Here is a 19,283-nt window from a genome sequence, read left to right as displayed (position 1 = left end):
GGGTGAAATGGGTGTGAAACGGGCGCGGAACGGCCGGTTCGTCAGGCCGTCGCGGACCCGGTGTCCGGGAGCACCGCCAGCGCCTCGATCTCCATCAGGAAGTCCGGGGAGACCAGGCCGGCCACCTGGATCGCGGAGGAGGCCGGGAGGCGGTCGTCGGACAGGTGGGCGGTGCGGGCGGCCCGGATGGCCGGCATGTGGGCCATGTCGGTGACGAAGTACGTCAGCTTCACCACGTGCTCGAAGCCCGCGCCCGCCGCGGCCAGGCAGCGGCCCAGGTTCGTGAAGACCTGACGGGCCTGCGCCGCGGGGTCGCCGGGGCCGACCAGCTTTCCGTCCTCGTCCAGGGCCAGCTGGCCGGAGACGGCGACGAGGCGGCCCGTCGCCGTCACCACATGGCTGTACTGCGCGGCGGGGGCGACGCCCGCGGGGGCGGTGATCCTGATCGGTTCGGTCATGATCCCCATCATGGTCCACGCCACCGGCAACACCCGCGCGGCGCCTGTTGGTTTGGGCTTAAAGAAGTATTCGTCACCAATGAGTGGCACGCTTGTAAGGTCACCCAGCGGTGGCGAAGAAATCAACATGGGCCTGTACTTCGATCTCGATCAGCCGCAATCCATTGCCCAAGAGATGCGTGGACACGAGATGGTGCCGGACTGCTTCGGTCGGCACGCCTATACGTTGAAGCCGGGTGAGCAGGCGACCTTCAACATCCTGACGCCGTATACCTGCCGGGCAATGGCTTTCGGTATGCTCAGCTGCTAACTGTCGGTCTGCGTTTTCGCTCCAAAACTACCACCGGGCACTTCAACGTATCGGCGATCTTGCGGAGATTGGTCGAGGCGGTGTTTCGACATCCCGACTCGATTTTATTCATGAGCTGTTCGGAGATGCCGACCGCTTGGGCGAGGACTCGTTTGGTGAGTCCGTACTTCTCGCGTGCCCAGGCGACGGCTGCTGGTTCGTGGTTGAGAGTGCTCGGACGGCGCCGCATCGATGTGGCCATCGGCGTCACACCAGCGCAATGATGCACCAGACGACCTTGCCGCCTGTAGGGAGAAGGTAGTAGTCCCACTCCTTGGAGATCTCGCCCACGATGAACAGGCCCCGGCCGCTCTCCGCGTCCTCAGTCATCGTCGTGTTGGGAACGGGCGGGTCGCCGCTAGGGTCGGCCACTTCGGCGATAACCTGTGATTCGTCGTGGCGAAGCGTCAGTGTGACATGAGCCTGTGGTGCACCAGGTGCGACGTGCTGCACCGCGTTGGACACCAACTCGCAGACAGCTAGTTCGGTCGTGTCGATGCACTCGGCGGTGATCTGCCAGGCGCTGAGGACATCGCGGACGTGCCGCCTGGCCCACGGCGTGGCCTCGGCCTTGGCATCCAGCTCCAGGGTGCTGACGTAGCGCTCAGCGGTCATGGCCGTCTGCCTCAACAGCTTGTGCTGGCTCGTTCGTGGCGGCCGCCTCGTTGGCGAGCCACACCGTGCCCCGGATCTTCTCCGCCAGTTCTTCGCGCATGTAGGCCGCCACCACGGGGTCGTGGTGGAAGTGGTCGGCGCTCGGCACCAGAACGTTGGTAACACCTTCGGAACGGCAGCTCGTGATGAGCTCCATCCACGTGTCCAGCCGTTCACTGAGGTGTTCCTCGTAGTGGACGCCGGCCAGACTGAGACCGCGGTCGGCTGAGAAGGTCAGCAGTCCGTTAACCGCCTCCTGCACGGCTGCATCGTCCATGCTGGGAAGACGCCGGAGGTAGGCGAACGCGGCAGTGAGGTCGCCTTCGGGGCGGGGTCGACGTGCCACTGTGGTCATGCGGTTGCTCCTGTGCCTGGGGGCTGGGCCGTGGGGAGCGTGGCCCCAGGCGCCACCCGGGCGTCACGACGGCGCTGCATGGGGCGGCCATACGCCGGACGCATGGACTGCCAGGCACGGTGCGGCTACTGTCCGTAGGCTTGGCCTTCGGCACTGGCAATAGGGCGGCCTTGGGGTACGGAATGGCACAGCAGCAGGTCCGGTACTGCTCCTGCGGCACGCGACTGGCGCGCGACAACCGGGGCACGTTGTGTGCTTCCTGTCTGCGGCGACGGGAGACCACGGCCGTCAACCAACCGCCACAGGTGCCTGTGGAGTTCTGGCAGGACGACCGGCTGCGCGAGGCTCTGGCGAGCTGGCACATGGGCCAGGTCTTCTACGCCTACCGCGTTCACCCCTGGCACAGCCGGGTCGTGTCACAAGAGACACTCGCCGGTTGGCTCGGGCTGACCCAGGCGCAGCTCAGCCGGATCGAGAGCGCCTCTACCGCACCGCAGGACCTCGGTAAACTCATGAGTTGGGCGCATGGCTTGAACATTCCGGGCGACCTACTGTGGTTCAAGCTTCGCCGCGAGCCGCTGCCGGTGCAGCCGACCCCGGAGCACACTGAACACCCTGCACGTAAGGTTCTGCTCGACATGATCACGCCTGGCGGTGATTGGCTGCCGCTGTCTAACGACGCACCTGAGTATGGGGTGTCCGGACTCAGAGGCATGTCATTGCAGGCAACTGGTGAGCATCTGTTGCGGACGTTCCTTCACCTGGACGACGAACTGGGCGGAGACAGCCTGTACGTGCCGCTCACAAAGTACGTGGCGCGGATGGCGGTAAGCGTGAAGGCCAACCCCGGCGACGGTCTCGCCGCGTACGGCCAGTTGAACCAGATGGTTGGCTGGCTGTCGTTGGATGCCAGCAGGCACGCGCACGCTAAGCGGTACTTCGCTACGGCGGTCGAGATTGGTCATGAAGTGGGTGACCCTGGCCTGGTGGCCAGTGCTCTCGGTTATATGAGCTTGCAGGAGACCTACAGGGGACGCCCGCAACCGGCGCGTTCATTGGCACAGATGGCGTTCGCCGTTACGACGGATCGTCTGACGCCGCTGACCAAGACGGTCATGGGCGCGCGGCTGGCGCGGGCCCACGCTTCGCTTGGCGATGAGCAGTGCCTGCGAGTGCTCGACACTGTGCAGGCCGACTTCGCGTTGGCGGGCACTGACGAGGAACCGCCATACGTCTTGTACGTTGACGCCGTCGAGGTCGCGGCGCAGCGGGGCGCGTGCTACCTCGATTTGGGTATGGCCGACGAGGCGATCACGTCGTTGTCTGAGGCGCTCGACCTACTGAGCACCAGCGCGCCGAACCGAGCGCGCGACCGCGTGCACTACCTGTCGCGGCTGGCGAAGTGCTACCTCTTGGACGGTGAGGTCGAGCGGGCTTGCCAGGTCGGGCATGACGCCCTGGCCCTTAGCCAGACGATCGGGTCGGCGCGGATCACGGAGCGGCTTGGGGAACTGGACACGGCCCTGGCACCGTACGGACAGCTCTCCTACGTCCAGGAGTTCAAGGAGCTGTTTCGGCTGGTGACGGCGGACGATACATAGAAGCTACCAACCGAGTGCTTCGCTACAACAGCCGGTGAAGCCGGTGAGGCTCCCCAGCACGATGTGCGCTCCGGCCTCGCGCAGCTCGTAGGAAGTGTTCTTGCCGCTGGCGACGCCCACGGCCAAAGCGTCGGCGTCGAGGGCACCGCGCACATCGTGGGGCGTATCGCCAACGACCACGGCGCGGGTGCCGGCGAAGTCGTGACCGTACTTCTCCGACGCCCGGTTCCGAGCCTGGCGGACGAGGTCGGCGCGATCGCTGCCATCGTCGCCGTAGCCGCCGACCGAGAAGTCAAGGCCCTCGCCGAGGCCGAGGGCAGCGAGCTTGGCCTCGGCGATCGGACGTATGTTGCCTGTGACGGCTGACTGCACGGTGTCTCGGTCAGCGCACGATGCGATGGCTTCCCGTGCCCCGGGGAGTACGACGCCGACCTCGCGCATGCGATCAGTGAGTTTCTCGGCGGCTGCGGCCAAGGCCGCGTAGAAGTCTTCAAACAGTGCTTCCGGCTCACTGACGCCGTTCAGGCGCAGCGTCTCCACCATGATCGCCTGCTCAGTGCGGCCGGACATGTCCGCAAGTTCGCCGAGGGGCCTACCAGTTACCTGTCGGAAGGCCCGCTCGTAGATGCTGCGGCTGACGCCACCGCCTATCTGGACCAAGGTGTGATCGATGTCCCAGAGGATGAGACGTGTCGCTGGCGTGGGCTCACCGGGGGTGGGGTCGGTAGGCATGAGGGACAGCGTAGGGCGTTGGCTCGCCGGCGTGCAGGGAGCCACGGGTGGGGGGACTTAGCGTAGCGAGTTCAGAATATCCACGCTGGGGTGGAACTGGGTGAGCAGGCCGCGTATCCGGTTGGAGGTGCGGATGGCCTCGGCCGCCAGGTCCTGGTCGAAGCCGACCGTCAGAGGCAGGGCTCCGATCGAGGCGGGCTGGTCCACGCTCACCAGCACGGTGCCGAACTTCGCGGCCAGCTTGGCGCCCACAAGCGGCCTGGCATTGCGCCAGGCCAGGCGGTGGTCGGACCTCTCATCAGCGTCTCCAACGGCGCCTCTCGGGCCCGGTGTGACACCCCCCCGGTCATCTCTTCGACAGGGGGAACCGCCATGCCGGGCCCGGAGGCCAGCGGCCCCGTTGCGGAATCGCGAAGAAGACAACGGGGGAGAGCAGGGGCGCTACACCCATGGGCGGGTTCAGCCGCGTCAGTCGGGGTCTCGCATCTGTACACCTCGCTTGCGCAGGCGGAGCCGGACGTTCGGTGAGCCCTCGCCATCGGGTGACTACGCCCTGGCGGTTCAGGACATTGCTCACCGTTCGTCGCTCGATCTTGAAGCGTCAGTGAGCTGTCGCAGCGTCGATCCAGCTTCGTACGCGGCGACCAGCTCCTCGACCTCCCGGTCCTTGAGCCGCCTGGCCACCTTGGGCGTCAGGCTTGTCTCCCGTTCCACAGGCGGCGCATCCGGCCCAGGCAGCTTGGCGGCAAGGTGCTGGAGGCACTGGAGCTGGGCCTTTGTGTTCCAGAGGTGAGCCCTGTCGCTTACGGAGCCCTCAGCTCCTGAACCCCAGCAGGCCGTGCAGGATCGAGCCGCGTGAGGCCGTCGACGCCGCCTTCGAGGCGAGCGGTGTCGGGTCCGGGGACTTCGCGCAGACCGCGTCGGCCGGACCGGAGGCGCGGGGGACCTTGCCGTCGGCCAGGTAGGCGAAGAGGTAGCCGTCCAGGCACGCGTTGCCGCTCAGGGTGATGCCGTGGTTGCCGCCGCCCTGTTCGACCACCAGGCTGGAGCCGGTCAGCAGCCGGTGGGCCGCGACGCCGCCGGCGTACGGCGTGGCCGCGTCGTCCGTGGCCTGGAAGAGCAGCGTCGGCGGCAGCTTGGCGTTGGCCACGCTCGGCTGTCCGGTGCGGCCCGACGGCCAGAACAGGCACGGCGCGTTGTACCAGACGTTGTTCCAGGTCATGAACGGCGACTTCGCGTACACCGCCCACGCGTCCTGCCGCCAGCGCGCCCAGTCGCGCGGCCAGGCGGTGTCCCCGCACTGCACGGCCGTGTACACGCTGTAGCCGTTGTCGCCCGAGGAGTCCACGCCGGCGAAGTCGTCGTACGCCTCCACCAGCGGCCCGGTCTTCTTGTCGTGCACGTAGGACGCGAACGCCTCGGCGAGATAGGGCCAGTAGCCGTTGTAGTAGCCGCCCGGCATGAACGTGTCCTCCAGCTCGGCCGCGCCCACCTTCCCCCGGCCGGCTTCTTCGCCAGGGCCGCCCGCATCGCGTACCACTCGGCCTCGACCTTCGCGGGGTCCTTGCCGAGCCCGTACGTCGCGTCGTACTTGGCGATCCAGGCCATCAGCGCCCGGTGCCGGTCGTCGAAGGCCCGCTCCTGGCCGATGTTGTCCGCGTACCAGACCCCGGTGGGGTCGACGATCGAGTCCAGCACCAGCCTGCGGACCCGGTCGGGGTGCAGCCTGGCGTACACCGCGCCGAGGTAGGTGCCGTACGAGTAGCCGAAGTAGCTGATCCGGGGCGCGCCGAGGGCCTCGCGGATGGAGTCCATGTCCTGTGCGCTGCTGACGGTGTCCATGTACGGCAGCACATCGCCGTACCGCTTGCCGCACGCCGCGGCGAAGGACCGCGCGCGCTCCAGGTTCGCCTGTTCGAGCGCGGGCGTGCCCGGCACGGTGTCCGGGCGCACCGGCGTGAAGTGGCCGGGCACGCAGTCGAGGGCCGGGCTGCTGCGGCCGACCCCGCGCGGGTCGAAGCCGATGACGTCGTACCGCGCCGCCACGTCCTTCGGCAGCGCCGAGGCGACGAAACCGGCGAGCGCGATCCCGCTGCCGCCGGGGCCGCCGGGGTTGACCAGCAGCGGGCCCTGGGCGTTCGCCGCGGTGTGCGGGACGCGGGACAGGGCGAGGGTGATCTGCCGGCCCGCCGGGTCCGCGTGGTCCAGCGGCACCTTCAGCGACGCGCATTCGAGCGTCGGGTAGTCGTCGGTGGCGCACTTCTTCCAGGCGAGCGGCGCGGGCGCGGCGGCCTGCGCCGGCACTCCGGTGACCGAGCCCGCCAGGACGGCGGCGGCCGCGCACAGCACGGCTGCGCGTCTTCTCATGGGTCCTCCCGGGACGGAGAGGTCGAGCGGACCGCGCGATCGCGGTCCTCGCCGCATCGTCCCGATGCCGGGCCCCCGGAGAACGTGTTGCGCCGATAGTTGACCCTATTGCCCGCGCGAAGCGCTCGAATTGCCCGCGCGGAGCCCCCGAACGCTCACGGTGGCGCCTCCCGGCGAAGCCTCACATCAGGGTGAGCTGCGTCGGCTCGGCCGCCTCCGGCACCGGAGCGGGCCCGGCCGGGCGGATCCGGCGGGCCGTGCCCGCGCGGGTGGGCCCGATGCCGTACTCCCGCGCCCGCTCGTGCACCTGACGGGTGATCCGGCGCTGGTACCAGGTCGGCGCGTACGACCCGCCGGCGTACATCCGCTCGTAACGGCGCACCAGATCCGGGTGGTGCTCGGCCAGCCAGGCCATGAACCACTCCCGCGCGCCGGGCCGCAGATGCAGCACCAGCGGGGTCACCGAGGTCGCCCCGGCCGCCGCGATGGCCTCGACGGTCGCCCGCAGCTGCTCCGGGCCGTCGCTCAGGAACGGGATCACCGGCGCCATCAGGACACCGCAGCCGATGCCGTGCTCGCCGAGGACGCGTACGACGTCCAGGCGCCGCTCGGGCGCGGGTGTGCCGGGCTCCACGGTGCGCCACAGCCCGGCGTCCAGGAAGCCGACCGAGACCGAGATGCCGACGTCCGTCACCTCCGCCGCGCGCACCAGCAGGTCCAGGTCGCGCAGGATCAGCGTGCCCTTGGTCAGGATCGAGAACGGGTTCGCGTGCTCGGTGAGGGCGGAGATGATCCCCGGCATCAGCCGGTAGCGGCCCTCGGCGCGCTGGTAGCAGTCGACGTTCGTGCCCATCGCCACGTGGTCGCCGCGCCAGCGGCCGGAGCCCAGCTGGCGGCGCAGCACCTCCGGGGCGTTCACCTTCACCACGATCTGGGTGTCGAAACCGATGCCGGTGTCCAGGTCCAGATAGCCGTGCGTCTTGCGCGCGAAGCAGTACACGCACGCGTGCGAGCAGCCCCGGTACGGGTTGACCGTCCATTCGAACGGCATCCGCGAGGCACCCGGCACCCGGTTGAGCACCGAGCGGGCCCGGACCTCGTGGAAGGTGATCCCCCGGAACTCGGGCGCGTCGAAGGTGCGGGTGGTCACGGCGTCCGCGCCGAACAGGGCGGCGTCGGGGGTCCGGCCGTGTTCGGCGGGCTCGTCGGTGAGGTTGTCCCAGCGCATGAGCCGTCCTCCTCGGTAGCACTCGCCGCCACAATAGAACATCTGTTCCCATGATCGTGCGCACCTGGACGTGCGCCCCGACCCGCGCCCCGGCACACCCCCGAGACACCCCCCGATTTGGGGGGCCGGGACCCGGGGTGGTTGGCTTTTCCCAACCCCGAGCAATCAGGTCCTGGAGGAACGCAATGGCGCAGGTCGAGGCCACTACGGAGCGGGTCGTCGCGGCGGACGCGGAGAAGGTGCTCGACGCCCTCGCCGACTACCGCGGCACCCGGCAAAAGCTGCTGCCCGAGCAGTTCAGCGAGTACGAGGTGCGCGAGGGCGGCGACGGCGAGGGCACCCTCGTCCACTGGAAGCTCCAGGCCACCAGCAAGCGGGTGCGTGACTGCCTGCTGGAGGTGAGCGAGCCCACCGACGGGGAGCTGGTAGAGAAGGACCGCAACTCCACCATGGTCACCACCTGGCGCGTCACCCCCGCCGGCGAGGACAGGGCCCGCGTCGTCGTCACCAGCACCTGGAAGGGTGCCGGCGGCATCGGCGGCTTCTTCGAGCGGACCTTCGCCCCCAAGGGCCTCGGCCGCATCTACGACGCCGTGCTCGCCCGGCTCGCCACCGAGGTCGAGAAGTAGCCCCAACCTCCGCCCGGTGAAGGGGTGTTGAGCCTCCTCGAGGGTCGCCCCTTCACCGGTTCGAGTGGAAGTCCCGCCCATCGGGAACCGCCCCGTAACTCACCGCTGTTGTTCGTAGTTGTCGCCTCGCGCGAGAAATCGCACGGATACGACAGCCGCGAAGACGGCGACGAGGGGAGCGGCACGTGGGCGGGACGACTCTGGTGGATCACGACACGCTCGTGCTGCTGCCCACGGCCCGGAAGGCGCCCCCCGAGGACGCCGTGGACGAACCCCCGGCGGACGGCGCGCCGGGCGGCCCCGGAGCCCCGGCGCCCGGCCCCGCCGCCTCGCTGAGCCCGCGCCGGGTGCGGCTGGTCTTCCTCGGGCTGATGCTGGCGATGCTGCTGGCCGCCCTCGACCAGATGATCGTCGCCACCGCGCTGCCCAAGGTGGTCGGCGAACTCCACGGCCTGGACCGGATGTCCTGGGCGATCACCGCCTATCTGCTGACCTCCACCATCGGGCTGCCGCTCTACGGGAAACTCGGCGACCTCTTCGGCCGCAAGGGCGTCTTCCTGTTCGCCATCGCGGTCTTCGTCGTCGGCTCCGCGCTCGCCGGACGCGCGGGCGGCATGGACCAGTTGATCGCCTACCGCGCCCTCCAGGGCGTCGGCGCGGGCGGGCTCATGATCGGTGTGCAGGCGATCATCGCCGACATCGTGCCGCCCCGGCAGCGCGGCCGCTACATGGGCCTGATCGGGGCCGCCTTCGGCGTCGCCTCCGTCGCGGGCCCCCTGCTCGGCGGCTACTTCACCGACCACCTCTCCTGGCGCTGGTGCTTCTACGTCAACGTCCCCTTCGGACTGGTCACGTTCGTCGTGGTCGCCGCCGTCCTCAAGCTGCCCCGGCCCGAAGTGCGCGGCCGACTGGACGTGTTGGGCTCCCTGCTGCTCGCCGCCGCGTCGACGTGCCTGGTGCTGCTGACCAGTTGGGGCGGCACCGAGTACGCGTGGGGGTCCCGGCAGATCGTCGGCCTCGGCGCGGGCGCGTTCGCCGCCACCGTGCTGTTCCTCGTCGCCGAGCGGTTCGCCGCCGAACCCCTCATCCCGCTGCGGCTGTTCCGCGACTCCGTCTTCAACGTCACCTCTCTGGTCGGGCTCGTCATCGGGGTCGCCCTGTTCGGCGCCGCCAGCTATCTGCCGACCTTCCTCCAGATGGTCGACGGGGCCAGCGCCACCGGCTCCGGGCTGCTGATGCTGCCCATGACGGCCGGCATCGTCGTGGCCTCGCTGCTGTCCGGCCAGCTCATCAGCCACACCGGGCGCTACCGGATCTACCCCGTGCTCGGCGGCGCCCTCTCCGTCGCCGGCATGTGGCTGCTGTCCCGCCTCGACGCCGACACCTCCCGGCTCCAGTACAGCCTCTGGATGGCCGTCCTGGGCGCGGGCATCGGCCTGGTGATGCCCGTCCTCGTCCTCGCCGTGCAGAACTCCGCGCGCCCCGCCGACCTCGGCACCGCCACCAGCGCCAACAACTACTTCCGGCAGATCGGCGGCAGCGTCGGCGCCGCCGTCTTCGGCACCCTCTTCGCGAACCGGCTCGGCCACGCCCTGCGCCGGGAGCTGCCCCCGCGCTCCGCCGCCCGGCTGCCCGACCCCGAGTCGCTCACCCCGCAGCTGGTGCACGCGCTGCCCCCGGCCCTGCGCGACGCCTACATCCGCGCGTACGCCGACGCCATGCCCCGGATCTTCCTGTATCTGGTCCCGGTGCTCGTCCTCGGCCTCCTGATCGCCTTCTTCCTCAAGGAGAAACCCCTGGTGTCCCACCACGCCACCGAATCCGACCCCGACAGCGTGCACACCCCGATCCCGCAGGCCCGTTCGCCGTACGCCGCCGGCATCCCGGTGTGCGGCACCGTGCAGCACCCCGACGGCACCGTGGTGCCCCGCGCCGCGCTCACCCTCATCGACGTCACCGGCCGGCAGATCGGCAGGGGCGCGAGCGGTGACGACGGGCGGTACGCGCTGAGCACGCCCGGTTCCGGGTCGTACGTCCTGATCGCCGCCGCCGGCGGGCATCAGCCGCAGGCCGTCTCCGTCACCGTCGGCGAGCGGCCCGTGGAGCTCGACGTCGTCCTCGGCGGCGCCGGACGCCTCGCGGGCAGCGTGCTCACCGCCGACGGCAGCCCCGTACGGGACGCCACCGTCACCCTCACCAATGTGCACGGCGAGGTCGTCGCCACCACCCGCAGCGGCCGGGAGGGCGGCTACGTCATCACGGAGCTGGTCGCGGGCGAGTACACCCTCGCCGCCAGCGCCCCCGCCTTCCGCCCGGCCGCCCTCCCGGTCAGCGTGCAGGCGTCCCGGGAGACCCGGCAGGACGTGGAACTCGCGGGCGGCGCGGTGCTGCGGGGTGTCGTCCGGGCGAGCGGGGGACGGGTCGTGGAGGACGCGCGGGTCACTCTTCTGGACGCCGCGGGCAATGTCGTGGACACCCTCACCACCGGAGCGGACGGCGCCTTCCGGTTCGTGGACCTGTCCTCCGGGGAGTACACGGTCATCGCCGCGGGTTACCCGCCGGTCGCCACGGTCCTCCAGGTCGCGGGCGGCGGCCGGACGGAACGGGATCTCCAGCTGGGGCACGAGGACTGAGGCGGCGCCCGCGGGGGAGCCGGGTCGCGGGCCGGTGCGATCATGTGAAACCAATTCCCGGATTGCCACACATCGCGACCGGCCGCAGCCGTACCGTAGTGGCCAGCGGCACAGATCGTTTGCGAACAGCCGTGGGGAGAAGGGGCCTGGGCCATGGAGCGTGGCAGCGAGCGGGACACGGCTCCCGGGCGCGGTGCCGCCGACACCGACGCGGGCCGGATTCCGCTTGCCGTGATCGTCGTGGACCGCGGCGGCCTGGTGTCGCACTGGAGCAGCGGGGCGCGGCGGTTGTTCGGCGTGACCCGCGAGGAGGCCGTCGGACGCCCGGCCGGTGATCTGCTCCCGGTCTCCGGCGCCCTCCCCGACCAACTCCGGGGCGAGGCCATGCCGGACGCCTACGAGGCGTACGACGGGGAACCGGACGGCGGCGCGCGGTACGGCGGTCCGGACGACGAGCTGGGCCCGGGACCCGACCTGGAGGCGTCCCTCGGCGGGCAGACCTCCTTCGCCACGGCCGGCCGCGCCCGCCTGACCGCACCACGGCAAGGGGACCCGGACGGCGAGCCCGGGTCCGACCCCGAGCGGCTCGATGTGCTGTGGTGGGCCTACCCGTTGGTCGGCCCCGGACCCGCCCGGCTGCTGGTGCTCGCCGCCGACGCCGTCCGGCTGCGCGAGGAGCGCGGCTACGACGACGAGACCGCCGAACGCATCGCTCCCGGCTTCGCCCGCCACACCGAGCTGCCCGCCTTCGACGAGCTGGAACGGCGGCTGCCGGAGATCCTGCCCAACATGGGCCCCGGACTCAGCGGCCGCATCGTCTCCCAGGTCCTCGAACTCGGCTATCCCGTGCTGGAGTTCAGCCAGTTCGAACGGGTGCCGGTGACCCCGTACTGGGGCGTGCCCCGCCGCCCCGGCCGTGCCTTCGCCCAGGGCGCCGAGAGCGTCGTACCGCGCCAGCGCACACCCGTGGCGCGGACCGTGCCCCTGGGCGCCGAACAAGACCTGGAGTACGCCGCCGTCCGCGAACGCCTCGAATTCCTCAACGAGGTCAGCTCCGGCATCGGCTCCTCGCTCGACCTCGGCGAGACCATCCGCGAGGTCACCAGCGCCGCCGTGCCCCGCTTCGCCGACTTCGCCGGCACCCATCTGCGCGCGGCCGTCCTCGCGGGCGAGGGCTTCCCGGACGGACCGCCCGACGCCAGCACCGTGATGTTCCGGGTGTGGGTGGAGCACAACGACGAACCGGGCCGCTGGGACGACACCGTGCCGGTCGGCGAGGCGTTCGCCTTCCCCGAGCACACGCCGTTCTACCGGTGCATGGTCACCGGCGACCCGGTGCTCATCCCGGAGGTCACCGACGAGCTGTCCGAGCGGATCTCCGGGGAGTTCGAGAAGCGCGACCTCAGGCCGCTGATCGGCGGCCGCTCCCTGCTGATCGTGCCGCTCAAGGCGCGCAATGTCGTCCTCGGCTTCATGGTCCTGATGCGCCGCCCCGACCGGCCCGAGTTCGACGACATGGACCGCACCACCGGCGCCGAACTCGCCGCCCGCGCCGGGCTGGTGCTCGACAACGCGCGCATGTACACGTACCAGGAAAACGTCGCCGACACCCTCCAGGACAGCATGCTCCCGCAGGTCACCCCGCGGATGGCCGGCTGCGACGTGGCCACCCGCTACCTGCCGGGCACCCTGCTCGGGCGGATCGGCGGCGACTGGTTCGACACCATCAAGCTGTCCGGCTCCCGTACCGCCCTCGTCGTCGGCGACGTCATGGGCCACGGCCTCAACTCGGCCGCGATGATGGGCCAGTTGCGCACCGCCGTGCAGACCATGGCCACGATGGAGACCCCGCCCGCCCAACTCCTGCGCAGTCTCGACGACCTGGCCCGCCGGCTCGGCGACACCTACCTCGCCACCTGTCTGTACGCGGTCTACGACCCCATCCGCGGCGAGGTCACCCTCGCCAACGCCGGGCACATCCCGCCGGTGCTGGTGCGCGCCGAGGACGGCGGCAGCGAGCTGCTCGACCTGCCGACCGGCGCGCCCATCGGCGTCGGCGGTGTCCCCTTCGAGGCGGCCCGGATCAAGGTGGCGCCCGGGGACCGGCTGGTGCTGTGCACCGACGGCCTGGTCGAGGTGCGCGGCTCGGACATCGGCGAGGGCCTCGCCGCGCTCTGCGAGTCCGCCGCACACCCCGCCGCCTCCATGGACGACGCCTGCGACACCATCATCCGCGCCCTCAACACCCGGGGCGGCCGCAAGGACGACGTCGCCCTGCTCATGGCCCGGCTCAACGGCATCCCCGCCGACCATGTCGCCGAGTGGCGGCTCGACAACGACGCCCGCGAGGTGGGCCGGGCCCGTCGCCTGGTCCGCGATCAACTCCTCGCCTGGGGGCTGCCGGAGCCGGTGGAGAGTGCCGAGCTGCTGGTGAGCGAGATCGTCACCAATGCCGTACGGCACGCCGAGGGCGACCGGATCGAGCTGCGGGTGGTACGCACCGACGCGCTGCTCTTCGAGGTCACCGACGACGAGCCCACCCTGCCCGCGATGATCGCCGCCGGTCCCCGTGACGAGTACGGGCGCGGGCTGCGCGTGGTCAGCAGACTCGCCCGCGAATGGGGCGCGAGCGCCGCCGGGCACCGTAAGACGGTCTGGTTCGAACAGTCGGTCACGGGCGGCCACTGATCCGGCGAGCGGTGTCGGTACGTCCGGTGAAGGTGACGGCCCGGCTCTTGCCCGCACCCCGCTTCCCGCGATATCCCGATCACTGCAACCGATCGTGGGAGAGCGTATGAACGTTTCGGACAACTACCGTGGCAACTGGGAGAGTTACTGGAGCGAGACCTCCGACGCTCCCGGCGAGGCGATCTGGGACTCGGACCCCTCGCTGACCGCGGAGCCGCACTCCGCGCTGCTCCTGCCGCACGCGGACCCGGCCCGCACCATAGTCGACCTCGGCTGCGGCAACGGCACCCAGACCCGCTATCTGGCCACCCGGTTCGCCCGTGCCGTCGGCGTCGACCTCTCGCACGCGGCCGTCGAGCACGCCCGGCGCGCCGCCGGGGACGCGCCCGTGGAGTTCGAACAGCTGGACCTGACCGACGGCGACGCGGTGCAGGCCCTGCACGACCGGCTCGGCGACTGCAACGTCTATATGCGGGCCGTCATCCACCAGAGCGAGCCCGCCGCGCGCCCCGCGGTCGCCGCCGCCGTCGCGACGCTGATCGGCAGCGCGGGCCGCGCCTTCGTGGTGGAGCTCACCCCCGCCTCCCGCGATGTCCTCGGGCGCGCCGCCGCGGAGCCGTCCGGCCCGCCGCCCAAGCTCCAGCGCGTCTTCCACCACCGGCTCAAGCCCGCCGACGCCGACGAGGGCGAGGTCCCGCGCCTGCTCGGCGAGGCCGGTCTGACCGTCCTCGCCGAGGGCGACACCGTCCTCCCGCAGACCGAGCACCTCACCGACGGCACCCGCATCGACCTGCCGGCCCGCTGGTTCGTGCTCGCGGGCCGGTAGCCGGGCCCACCGCGAGGTGCGGGACGGCCCCTCGCGCCGTCCCGCACCCCCCCGCGCACCGGCCCGGCGGGACGCTCGTGCGAGCGTCCCGGGCCGGGCGCGGTAGAAAGGAGCCATGCCGGAAAGAAACACCCCCGCGGGCGCCTTGGACGACGTCGACGCGGTCACCAGGGCCGTGCTGACCGCTTCCCGTCTGCTGGTGGCCGTCTCCGCCCGCTCCCTCGCCGCTGTCGAGGAGCGGGTGACCCTCGCCCAGTTCCGCATGCTCGTGGTCCTGGCGACCCGGGGGGCGACCAAACTGGTGGCGCTCGCCGAACTGCTCCAGGTGGCGCCCTCGACCGCGATGCGCATGGTCGACCGGCTCATCGCCGCCGGGCTCGCGGACCGGCAGCCCAACCCGGACAACCGGCGCGAGACCCTGCTGCGGCCGACCGAGGAGGGCCGGCGCATCGTGGCCGACGTGACCGCCGGGCGCCGCGCCGAGATCGCCGCCATCGTCGAACGGCTCCGCCCTACCGAGCGGTTGGCCCTCATCGAGGCCCTCAACGCCTTCAACGAGGCGGGCGGGGAGCCGCCGGCCCCCGGGGCGGACGACCCCGAACCGCATCCGCTGGGCTGGATCGTGGACGGGTCGATGGCCCACGAGATCTGACCGCCGCTCCCGGGCGCTGCCTTGCATGATGCAAAGAAGCCGGCATCGCTCAGGCCGTCGCCTGCACCGCCCGCAGCGCGCCCTGGTGGCTGAGCCAGCCCACCGGCCTGCCCCGCTCGGCGTCGAGCACGGGCAGCCCGCCCCCGGCGGCCGCCAGCAAGGCGTGCAGGGCCTGGGCGAGCGGCTGGTCGGCGAGCACCGCGGCGGGGGGCTCCGCGAGCTGCCCCACGGTCGCCGGCGCCGCGTCCGGCTGTTCCGCCAGGGCCTCGGCCACGGCCTGGGCGGTGACCACGCCGATGTACTCCCCGGAGCCGGCCACGACCGGGAGCGTGCCATGGCTGGACCGGCTCAGCAGGTCGGCGGCGTCCTTGAGCGGCATGGTCACGGGCAGCGGAGCGGGCAGCGGCTCCATGACGGTGCCGACGTGCTGGGCGCCGAGCGGCGCCCCCGGGGCGGGGCCTTCGAGGTCGATGCCGCGGCGGCGCAGCTTGAGGGTGTAGACGGTGTCCCGGGACAGCAGCCGGCCGGTGGCGGTGGCCAGTACGACGGCCAGCATCAGCGGCAGGATGATCGAGTACTCGCCGGTCAGCTCGAACAGGATGACCACGGCGGTGATCGGCGCCCGGGCCGCGCCCGCGAACACCGCGCCCATGCCGACCAGCGCGTACGCCCCCATGGCACCGGCCGAGCCGGGCAGCAGCCGGTGGACGCCGATGCCGTACGCCGAGCCGAGCATCGCGCCGATGAACAGGCTGGGCGCGAAGACGCCGCCGGAGCCGCCGATGCCGATGGTGAGGCTGGTCGCGAGCATCTTCCCGGCCAGCAGCAGAAGCAGGAAGCCCGCCGCGTAGCCGCCCGCGGTCGCCTTCTGCAGCACCGGGTAGCCGACGCCGTACATCTGGGGCAGGGCCAGCAGCACCAGGCCGAGCGCCAGCCCGCCGACCGCGGGGCGCAGCCACTCCGGGCCCCGCCACAGCCGGTCGCAGGCGTCCTCGACCAGGTAGAGGAAGCGGGTGAAGCTCACGCCGACGGCGGCCGCGACGACCCCGAGCAGGGCGAACAGGGCGTACTGGGAGAGGTGGCCGACGTGGAAGCCGGGCAGGTTCAGGAAGGCGTTGTCGCCGAACGCGGCGCGGCCGATCACGCTCGCGGTGACGCTGGCCAGCACGGTCGCGCCGAACGCCTCGGCGGAGAAGGTGCCCAGGATCAGCTCCATGGCGAAGAAGACACCGGCCAGGGGCGCGTTGAAGGTGGCCGCGATGCCGCCCGCCGCGCCGCAGGCGACCAGGAGCTTCATCCGGCTCTCGGCCGCCCCGGTCAGCCGCCCGAGGGTGGAACCGAGCGCCGAGCCGATCTGCACGATGGGGCCCTCGCGGCCCACCGAACCGCCGGAACCGATGGTCAGCGCCGAGGCCAGCGTCTTGACCACGGCGACCTTGGGGCTGATCCGGCCGCCCCGCTGGGCGACGGCGAGCATCACCTCGGGCACCCCGTGCCCACGTGCCTCCTTGGCGAACCGGTTGACCAGCGGGCCGTAGAGCAGGCCGCCGACGACCGGGGCGAGGAGTACGAAGTACGGCCCCAGCCAGGGCACATGGGGGTTGGCGGCGCCGGGTGCGGCGGCGTAGTCGAAGTGGCCGGACAGCAGCCGGGTGAACGTCTGGATGCACCAGCGGAAGACGATCGAGCCCGCGCCCGCCCCGGCGCCGACGACGACGGCCAGGACCAGGACGGTCCAGGCTCCCTGGGGCGGTCCCACCGGTCCCACCGGTCGCGTCGGTCCTGACCCTTCCGGTGCGGGCGCCCGGTCCCTCGCTCCGACGCCGCTCCCGCGCTTCTCGTCCTCTGCCGCCGATATGGCACTCATTTATTCTCCTTCCTCACTTTTGCATTATGCAAAAGATGAGGCGGAGCCGCCACGTCGTCCCGGCCGCTTTCCTGGTCCGGTGACCCCGCAGCGCGTAACGTGCTGGTCCATGAAGATCCTCATCAGTGCCGACATGGAGGGGGCCACCGGTGTCACCTGGCCGGCGGACGTGCTGCCGGGGACGCCGCAGTGGGAGCGGTGCCGGGGGATGTTCACCTCGGACGTGAACGCCGCCGCGCAGGGATTCTTCGACGGCGGCGCCGACGAGGTGCTCGTCAACGAGGCCCACTGGACGATGCGCAACCTGCTGCTCGAACAGCTTGATGAGCGGGTCGAGATGCTCACCGGGCGGCACAAGGCGCTGTCCATGGTGGAGGGCGTCCAGCACGGGGACGTCGACGGCGTCGCCTTCATCGGTTACCACGCGGGCGCCGGGATGGAGGGCGTGCTCGCCCACACCTACCTCGCCAACCAGATCACCGGCGTCTGGCTGAACGACGAACGCGCCAGCGAGGGCCTGCTCAACGCGCAGGTCGTCGCCGAGTACGGCGTCCCCGTCGTCCTCGTCACCGGCGACGACGTGGCCTGCGAGGACGCGCTCGGCTACGCGCCCGAGGCGCTGAAGGTCGCCGTCAAGGACCATGTGTCGCGGTACGCGGCCGTCTGCCGCACCCCCACCCGCACCGCCGCCGACATCCGCGCCGCCGCCAAGGAAGCGGCCCGGCTCGCCGTGCGGCACGCGCCCGTGGAGGCGGGGCCGTTCACCGTCGCCGTGGAGTTCGACGCCGAGCATCTGGCGCTGGCCGCGACCGTGGTCCCGGGCGTCGCGCGCGTCGGCGAGCGGAAGGTGGCGTACACCAGCGCCACGATGTACGAGGGCATCCGGACGTTCAAGGCGGTCACCACGATCGCCTCCAGCGCCGTGGAGGAGCAGTATGGCTGACCCGCGGGCCCTCGACGAGGTCGTGGAGTTCACCTCGGGGCTGATCCGGATCGACACCACGAACCGGGGCGGCGGCGACTGCCGGGAACGGCCCGCCGCCGAGTACGCGGCCGAGCGGCTGGCCGGCGCCGGCCTCGAACCGCTGATGCTGGAGCGCACCCCGGGCCGTACCAATGTGGTCGCCCGGATCGAGGGCACCGACCCGGAGGCGGACGCCCTGCTGGTCCACGGTCATCTCGACGTGGTGCCCGCCGAGGCAGCCGAGTGGAGCGTGCCCCCGTTCTCCGGGGAGGTCCGGGACGGGGTGGTGTGGGGGCGGGGCGCCGTCGACATGAAGAACATGGACGCGATGATCCTCGCGGTCGTCCGCTCCTGGGCCCGTACGGGGGCGCGGCCCCGCCGGGATCTGGTCGTCGCGTTCACCGCCGACGAGGAGGCCAGCGCCGAGGACGGCTCCGGCTTCCTCGCCGACGCGCACGCCGATCTGTTCGAGGGCTGCACCGAGGGCATCAGCGAGTCCGGCGCCTTCACCTTCCACGACGGCGCCGGGCGGCAGATCTACCCGATCGCCGCCGGGGAACGCGGCACCGGGTGGCTCACGTTGACCGCGCGCGGCCGCGCCGGGCACGGCTCCAAGGTCAACCAGGAGAACGCGGTGACCCGGCTCGCCGCCGCCGTCACCCGCATCGGCGAGCACCGGTGGCCGGCGCGGCTCACCCCGACCGTGCACGCCGCACTCGCCGAACTCGCCGCGCTGTACGGCATCGACGCCGACTACGGCGATGTCGACCGGCTGCTGGAGAAGCTGGGCCCGGCCGCCCGACTGGTGGAGGCGACCGTCCGCAACAGCGCCAACCCGACCATGCTGGAAGCCGGTTACAAAGTGAACGTGATCCCGGGCGAGGCCGTCGCCCATGTCGACGGACGCTATCTGCCGGGCGGCGAGGAGGAGTTCACCGCCACCCTCGACCGGCTCACCGGACCGGACGTCGACTGGGAGTTCGCGCACCGCGAGGCCGCCCTCGAAGCACCGGTGGACTCGACGCTCTTCGGCCGGATGCGGGCGGCCGTACAGGAGTTCGCGCCCGAGGGGCATGTCGTGCCGTACTGCATGTCCGGCGGCACCGACGCCAAGCAGTTCTCCCGGCTCGGCATCACCGGCTACGGCTTCGCACCGCTGAAACTGCCCGAAGGGCTCGACTACCAGGCGCTGTTCCACGGAGTGGACGAACGCGTGCCCGTCGAGGCGCTGCGCTTCGGCGTCCGGGTCCTCGACCGCTTCCTGCGCACGGCCTAGACGA

The 19,283-nt window shown here is 71.3% G+C and carries 17 protein-coding genes and 2 pseudogenes; 9 read left to right on the top strand and 10 right to left on the bottom strand.

What is annotated here, in order from left to right; all coding sequences use genetic code 11:
• Positions 1 to 41: 41 nt before the first annotated feature.
• Entirely contained in the window at positions 42 to 458 is a 417-nt protein-coding gene (locus GHR20_RS06985; protein ID WP_153812657.1) for a RidA family protein, read from the bottom strand.
• A gap of 10 nt (positions 459 to 468) precedes the next feature.
• On the opposite strand from GHR20_RS06985, the gene GHR20_RS06980 reads away from it, so the two are divergent.
• Positions 469 to 768 (top strand): hypothetical protein, encoded by a 300-nt coding sequence (locus tag GHR20_RS06980; RefSeq protein ID WP_153812656.1) that lies wholly within the window; start codon positions 469 to 471, stop codon positions 766 to 768.
• On the opposite strand, the gene GHR20_RS06975 is transcribed toward GHR20_RS06980, so the two are convergent.
• The 3 genes from GHR20_RS06975 to GHR20_RS06965 are packed head-to-tail and all read right to left on the bottom strand — an operon-like array spanning position 758 to position 1,816.
• A complete protein-coding gene (locus GHR20_RS06975) occupies positions 758 to 997 on the bottom strand; it encodes a helix-turn-helix transcriptional regulator (RefSeq protein ID WP_153815877.1) in 240 nt (79 codons plus the stop codon). The two genes, GHR20_RS06980 and GHR20_RS06975, sit on opposite strands and share 11 nt — an antisense overlap.
• Before the next feature lie 17 nt (positions 998 to 1,014).
• Entirely contained in the window at positions 1,015 to 1,422 is a 408-nt protein-coding gene (locus GHR20_RS06970; RefSeq protein WP_153812655.1) for an ATP-binding protein, read from the bottom strand.
• Positions 1,412 to 1,816: a hypothetical protein gene (locus GHR20_RS06965; RefSeq protein WP_153812654.1), complete on the bottom strand. Its 405-nt coding sequence runs from the start codon at positions 1,814 to 1,816 to the stop codon at positions 1,412 to 1,414. The genes GHR20_RS06970 and GHR20_RS06965 overlap by 11 nt, the downstream gene beginning before the upstream one ends.
• A 182-nt stretch (positions 1,817 to 1,998) precedes the next feature.
• Between GHR20_RS06965 and GHR20_RS37380 the strand changes: the two genes are divergently transcribed.
• Complete coding sequence (locus GHR20_RS37380; RefSeq protein ID WP_153812653.1) at positions 1,999 to 3,417, top strand: helix-turn-helix domain-containing protein; 1,419 nt, start codon at positions 1,999 to 2,001, stop codon at positions 3,415 to 3,417.
• A 3-nt stretch (positions 3,418 to 3,420) separates the two neighbouring features.
• Here the strand turns inward: GHR20_RS37380 and GHR20_RS06955 are convergent, their stop codons facing one another.
• The 5 genes and pseudogenes from GHR20_RS06955 to GHR20_RS06935 form a co-directional block, all read right to left on the bottom strand.
• Positions 3,421 to 4,149: a haloacid dehalogenase-like hydrolase gene (locus tag GHR20_RS06955; protein ID WP_153812652.1), complete on the bottom strand. Its 729-nt coding sequence runs from the start codon at positions 4,147 to 4,149 to the stop codon at positions 3,421 to 3,423.
• A 78-nt stretch (positions 4,150 to 4,227) separates the two neighbouring features.
• Positions 4,228 to 4,392, bottom strand: a pseudogene (locus tag GHR20_RS06950) (IS110 family transposase); the annotation flags it as partial.
• Between the two features lie 330 nt (positions 4,393 to 4,722).
• Entirely contained in the window at positions 4,723 to 4,863 is a 141-nt protein-coding gene (locus tag GHR20_RS06945; RefSeq protein ID WP_153812651.1) for a hypothetical protein, read from the bottom strand.
• Between the two features lie 100 nt (positions 4,864 to 4,963).
• Positions 4,964 to 6,516 (bottom strand): annotated as a pseudogene (locus tag GHR20_RS06940) (alpha/beta hydrolase).
• A gap of 181 nt (positions 6,517 to 6,697) precedes the next feature.
• Complete coding sequence (locus tag GHR20_RS06935) at positions 6,698 to 7,744, bottom strand: Rv2578c family radical SAM protein (protein ID WP_153812650.1); 1,047 nt, start codon at positions 7,742 to 7,744, stop codon at positions 6,698 to 6,700.
• 185 nt (positions 7,745 to 7,929) lie between these two features.
• Between GHR20_RS06935 and GHR20_RS06930 the strand changes: the two genes are divergently transcribed.
• From GHR20_RS06930 to GHR20_RS06910, 5 genes are all read left to right on the top strand, one after another.
• Positions 7,930 to 8,373, top strand: a complete 444-nt coding sequence (locus GHR20_RS06930; RefSeq protein WP_153812649.1) for an SRPBCC family protein — start codon at positions 7,930 to 7,932, stop codon at positions 8,371 to 8,373.
• A gap of 185 nt (positions 8,374 to 8,558) precedes the next feature.
• A complete protein-coding gene (locus tag GHR20_RS06925) occupies positions 8,559 to 11,006 on the top strand; it encodes an MFS transporter (RefSeq protein WP_243877961.1) in 2,448 nt (815 codons plus the stop codon).
• Positions 11,007 to 11,159: 153 nt separating this feature from the next.
• Positions 11,160 to 13,694 (top strand): SpoIIE family protein phosphatase, encoded by a 2,535-nt coding sequence (locus GHR20_RS06920; RefSeq protein WP_153812648.1) that lies wholly within the window; start codon positions 11,160 to 11,162, stop codon positions 13,692 to 13,694.
• A gap of 106 nt (positions 13,695 to 13,800) precedes the next feature.
• Positions 13,801 to 14,520 (top strand): class I SAM-dependent methyltransferase, encoded by a 720-nt coding sequence (locus tag GHR20_RS06915; RefSeq protein WP_153812647.1) that lies wholly within the window; start codon positions 13,801 to 13,803, stop codon positions 14,518 to 14,520.
• Between the two features lie 115 nt (positions 14,521 to 14,635).
• Positions 14,636 to 15,172: a MarR family transcriptional regulator gene (locus GHR20_RS06910; RefSeq protein WP_153812646.1), complete on the top strand. Its 537-nt coding sequence runs from the start codon at positions 14,636 to 14,638 to the stop codon at positions 15,170 to 15,172.
• 49 nt (positions 15,173 to 15,221) lie between these two features.
• On the opposite strand, the gene GHR20_RS06905 is transcribed toward GHR20_RS06910, so the two are convergent.
• Positions 15,222 to 16,901: a chloride channel protein gene (locus tag GHR20_RS06905; RefSeq protein ID WP_243878313.1), complete on the bottom strand. Its 1,680-nt coding sequence runs from the start codon at positions 16,899 to 16,901 to the stop codon at positions 15,222 to 15,224.
• Positions 16,902 to 17,148: 247 nt separating this feature from the next.
• Between GHR20_RS06905 and GHR20_RS06900 the strand changes: the two genes are divergently transcribed.
• Together GHR20_RS06900 and GHR20_RS06895 are read left to right on the top strand one after the other, a co-directional pair.
• On the top strand, positions 17,149 to 17,982 hold the full coding sequence (locus GHR20_RS06900; protein WP_148023211.1) for a M55 family metallopeptidase: 834 nt from the start codon (positions 17,149 to 17,151) through the stop codon (positions 17,980 to 17,982).
• A complete protein-coding gene (locus tag GHR20_RS06895) occupies positions 17,975 to 19,279 on the top strand; it encodes a M20/M25/M40 family metallo-hydrolase (RefSeq protein ID WP_153812644.1) in 1,305 nt (434 codons plus the stop codon). Before GHR20_RS06900 ends, GHR20_RS06895 begins: the two co-directional genes overlap by 8 nt.
• Positions 19,280 to 19,283: the final 4 nt, after the last annotated feature.

Source organism: Streptomyces sp. SUK 48 (assembly GCF_009650765.1).
Classification (GTDB): domain Bacteria; phylum Actinomycetota; class Actinomycetes; order Streptomycetales; family Streptomycetaceae; genus Streptomyces.
The sequence above is the reverse complement of the archived record's forward strand: the minus strand, read 5'-3'. Positions and strand labels throughout refer to the sequence as shown.

Bases quoted from the DNA above. Each gene is read 5' to 3' on its own strand.
- GHR20_RS06985 (WP_153812657.1), bottom strand. From the start codon at position 458: ATGACCGAACCGATCAGGATCACCGCCCCCGCGGGCGTCGCCCCCGCC.
- GHR20_RS06980 (WP_153812656.1), top strand. From the start codon at position 469: ATGGTCCACGCCACCGGCAACACCCGCGCGGCGCCTGTTGGTTTGGGC.
- GHR20_RS06975 (WP_153815877.1), bottom strand. From the start codon at position 997: ATGCGGCGCCGTCCGAGCACTCTCAACCACGAACCAGCAGCCGTCGCC.
- GHR20_RS06970 (WP_153812655.1), bottom strand. From the start codon at position 1,422: ATGACCGCTGAGCGCTACGTCAGCACCCTGGAGCTGGATGCCAAGGCC.
- GHR20_RS06965 (WP_153812654.1), bottom strand. From the start codon at position 1,816: ATGACCACAGTGGCACGTCGACCCCGCCCCGAAGGCGACCTCACTGCC.
- GHR20_RS37380 (WP_153812653.1), top strand. From the start codon at position 1,999: ATGGCACAGCAGCAGGTCCGGTACTGCTCCTGCGGCACGCGACTGGCG.
- GHR20_RS06955 (WP_153812652.1), bottom strand. From the start codon at position 4,149: ATGCCTACCGACCCCACCCCCGGTGAGCCCACGCCAGCGACACGTCTC.
- GHR20_RS06935 (WP_153812650.1), bottom strand. From the start codon at position 7,744: ATGCGCTGGGACAACCTCACCGACGAGCCCGCCGAACACGGCCGGACC.
- GHR20_RS06930 (WP_153812649.1), top strand. From the start codon at position 7,930: ATGGCGCAGGTCGAGGCCACTACGGAGCGGGTCGTCGCGGCGGACGCG.
- GHR20_RS06920 (WP_153812648.1), top strand. From the start codon at position 11,160: ATGGAGCGTGGCAGCGAGCGGGACACGGCTCCCGGGCGCGGTGCCGCC.
- GHR20_RS06915 (WP_153812647.1), top strand. From the start codon at position 13,801: ATGAACGTTTCGGACAACTACCGTGGCAACTGGGAGAGTTACTGGAGC.
- GHR20_RS06910 (WP_153812646.1), top strand. From the start codon at position 14,636: ATGCCGGAAAGAAACACCCCCGCGGGCGCCTTGGACGACGTCGACGCG.
- GHR20_RS06900 (WP_148023211.1), top strand. From the start codon at position 17,149: ATGAAGATCCTCATCAGTGCCGACATGGAGGGGGCCACCGGTGTCACC.
- GHR20_RS06895 (WP_153812644.1), top strand. From the start codon at position 17,975: ATGGCTGACCCGCGGGCCCTCGACGAGGTCGTGGAGTTCACCTCGGGG.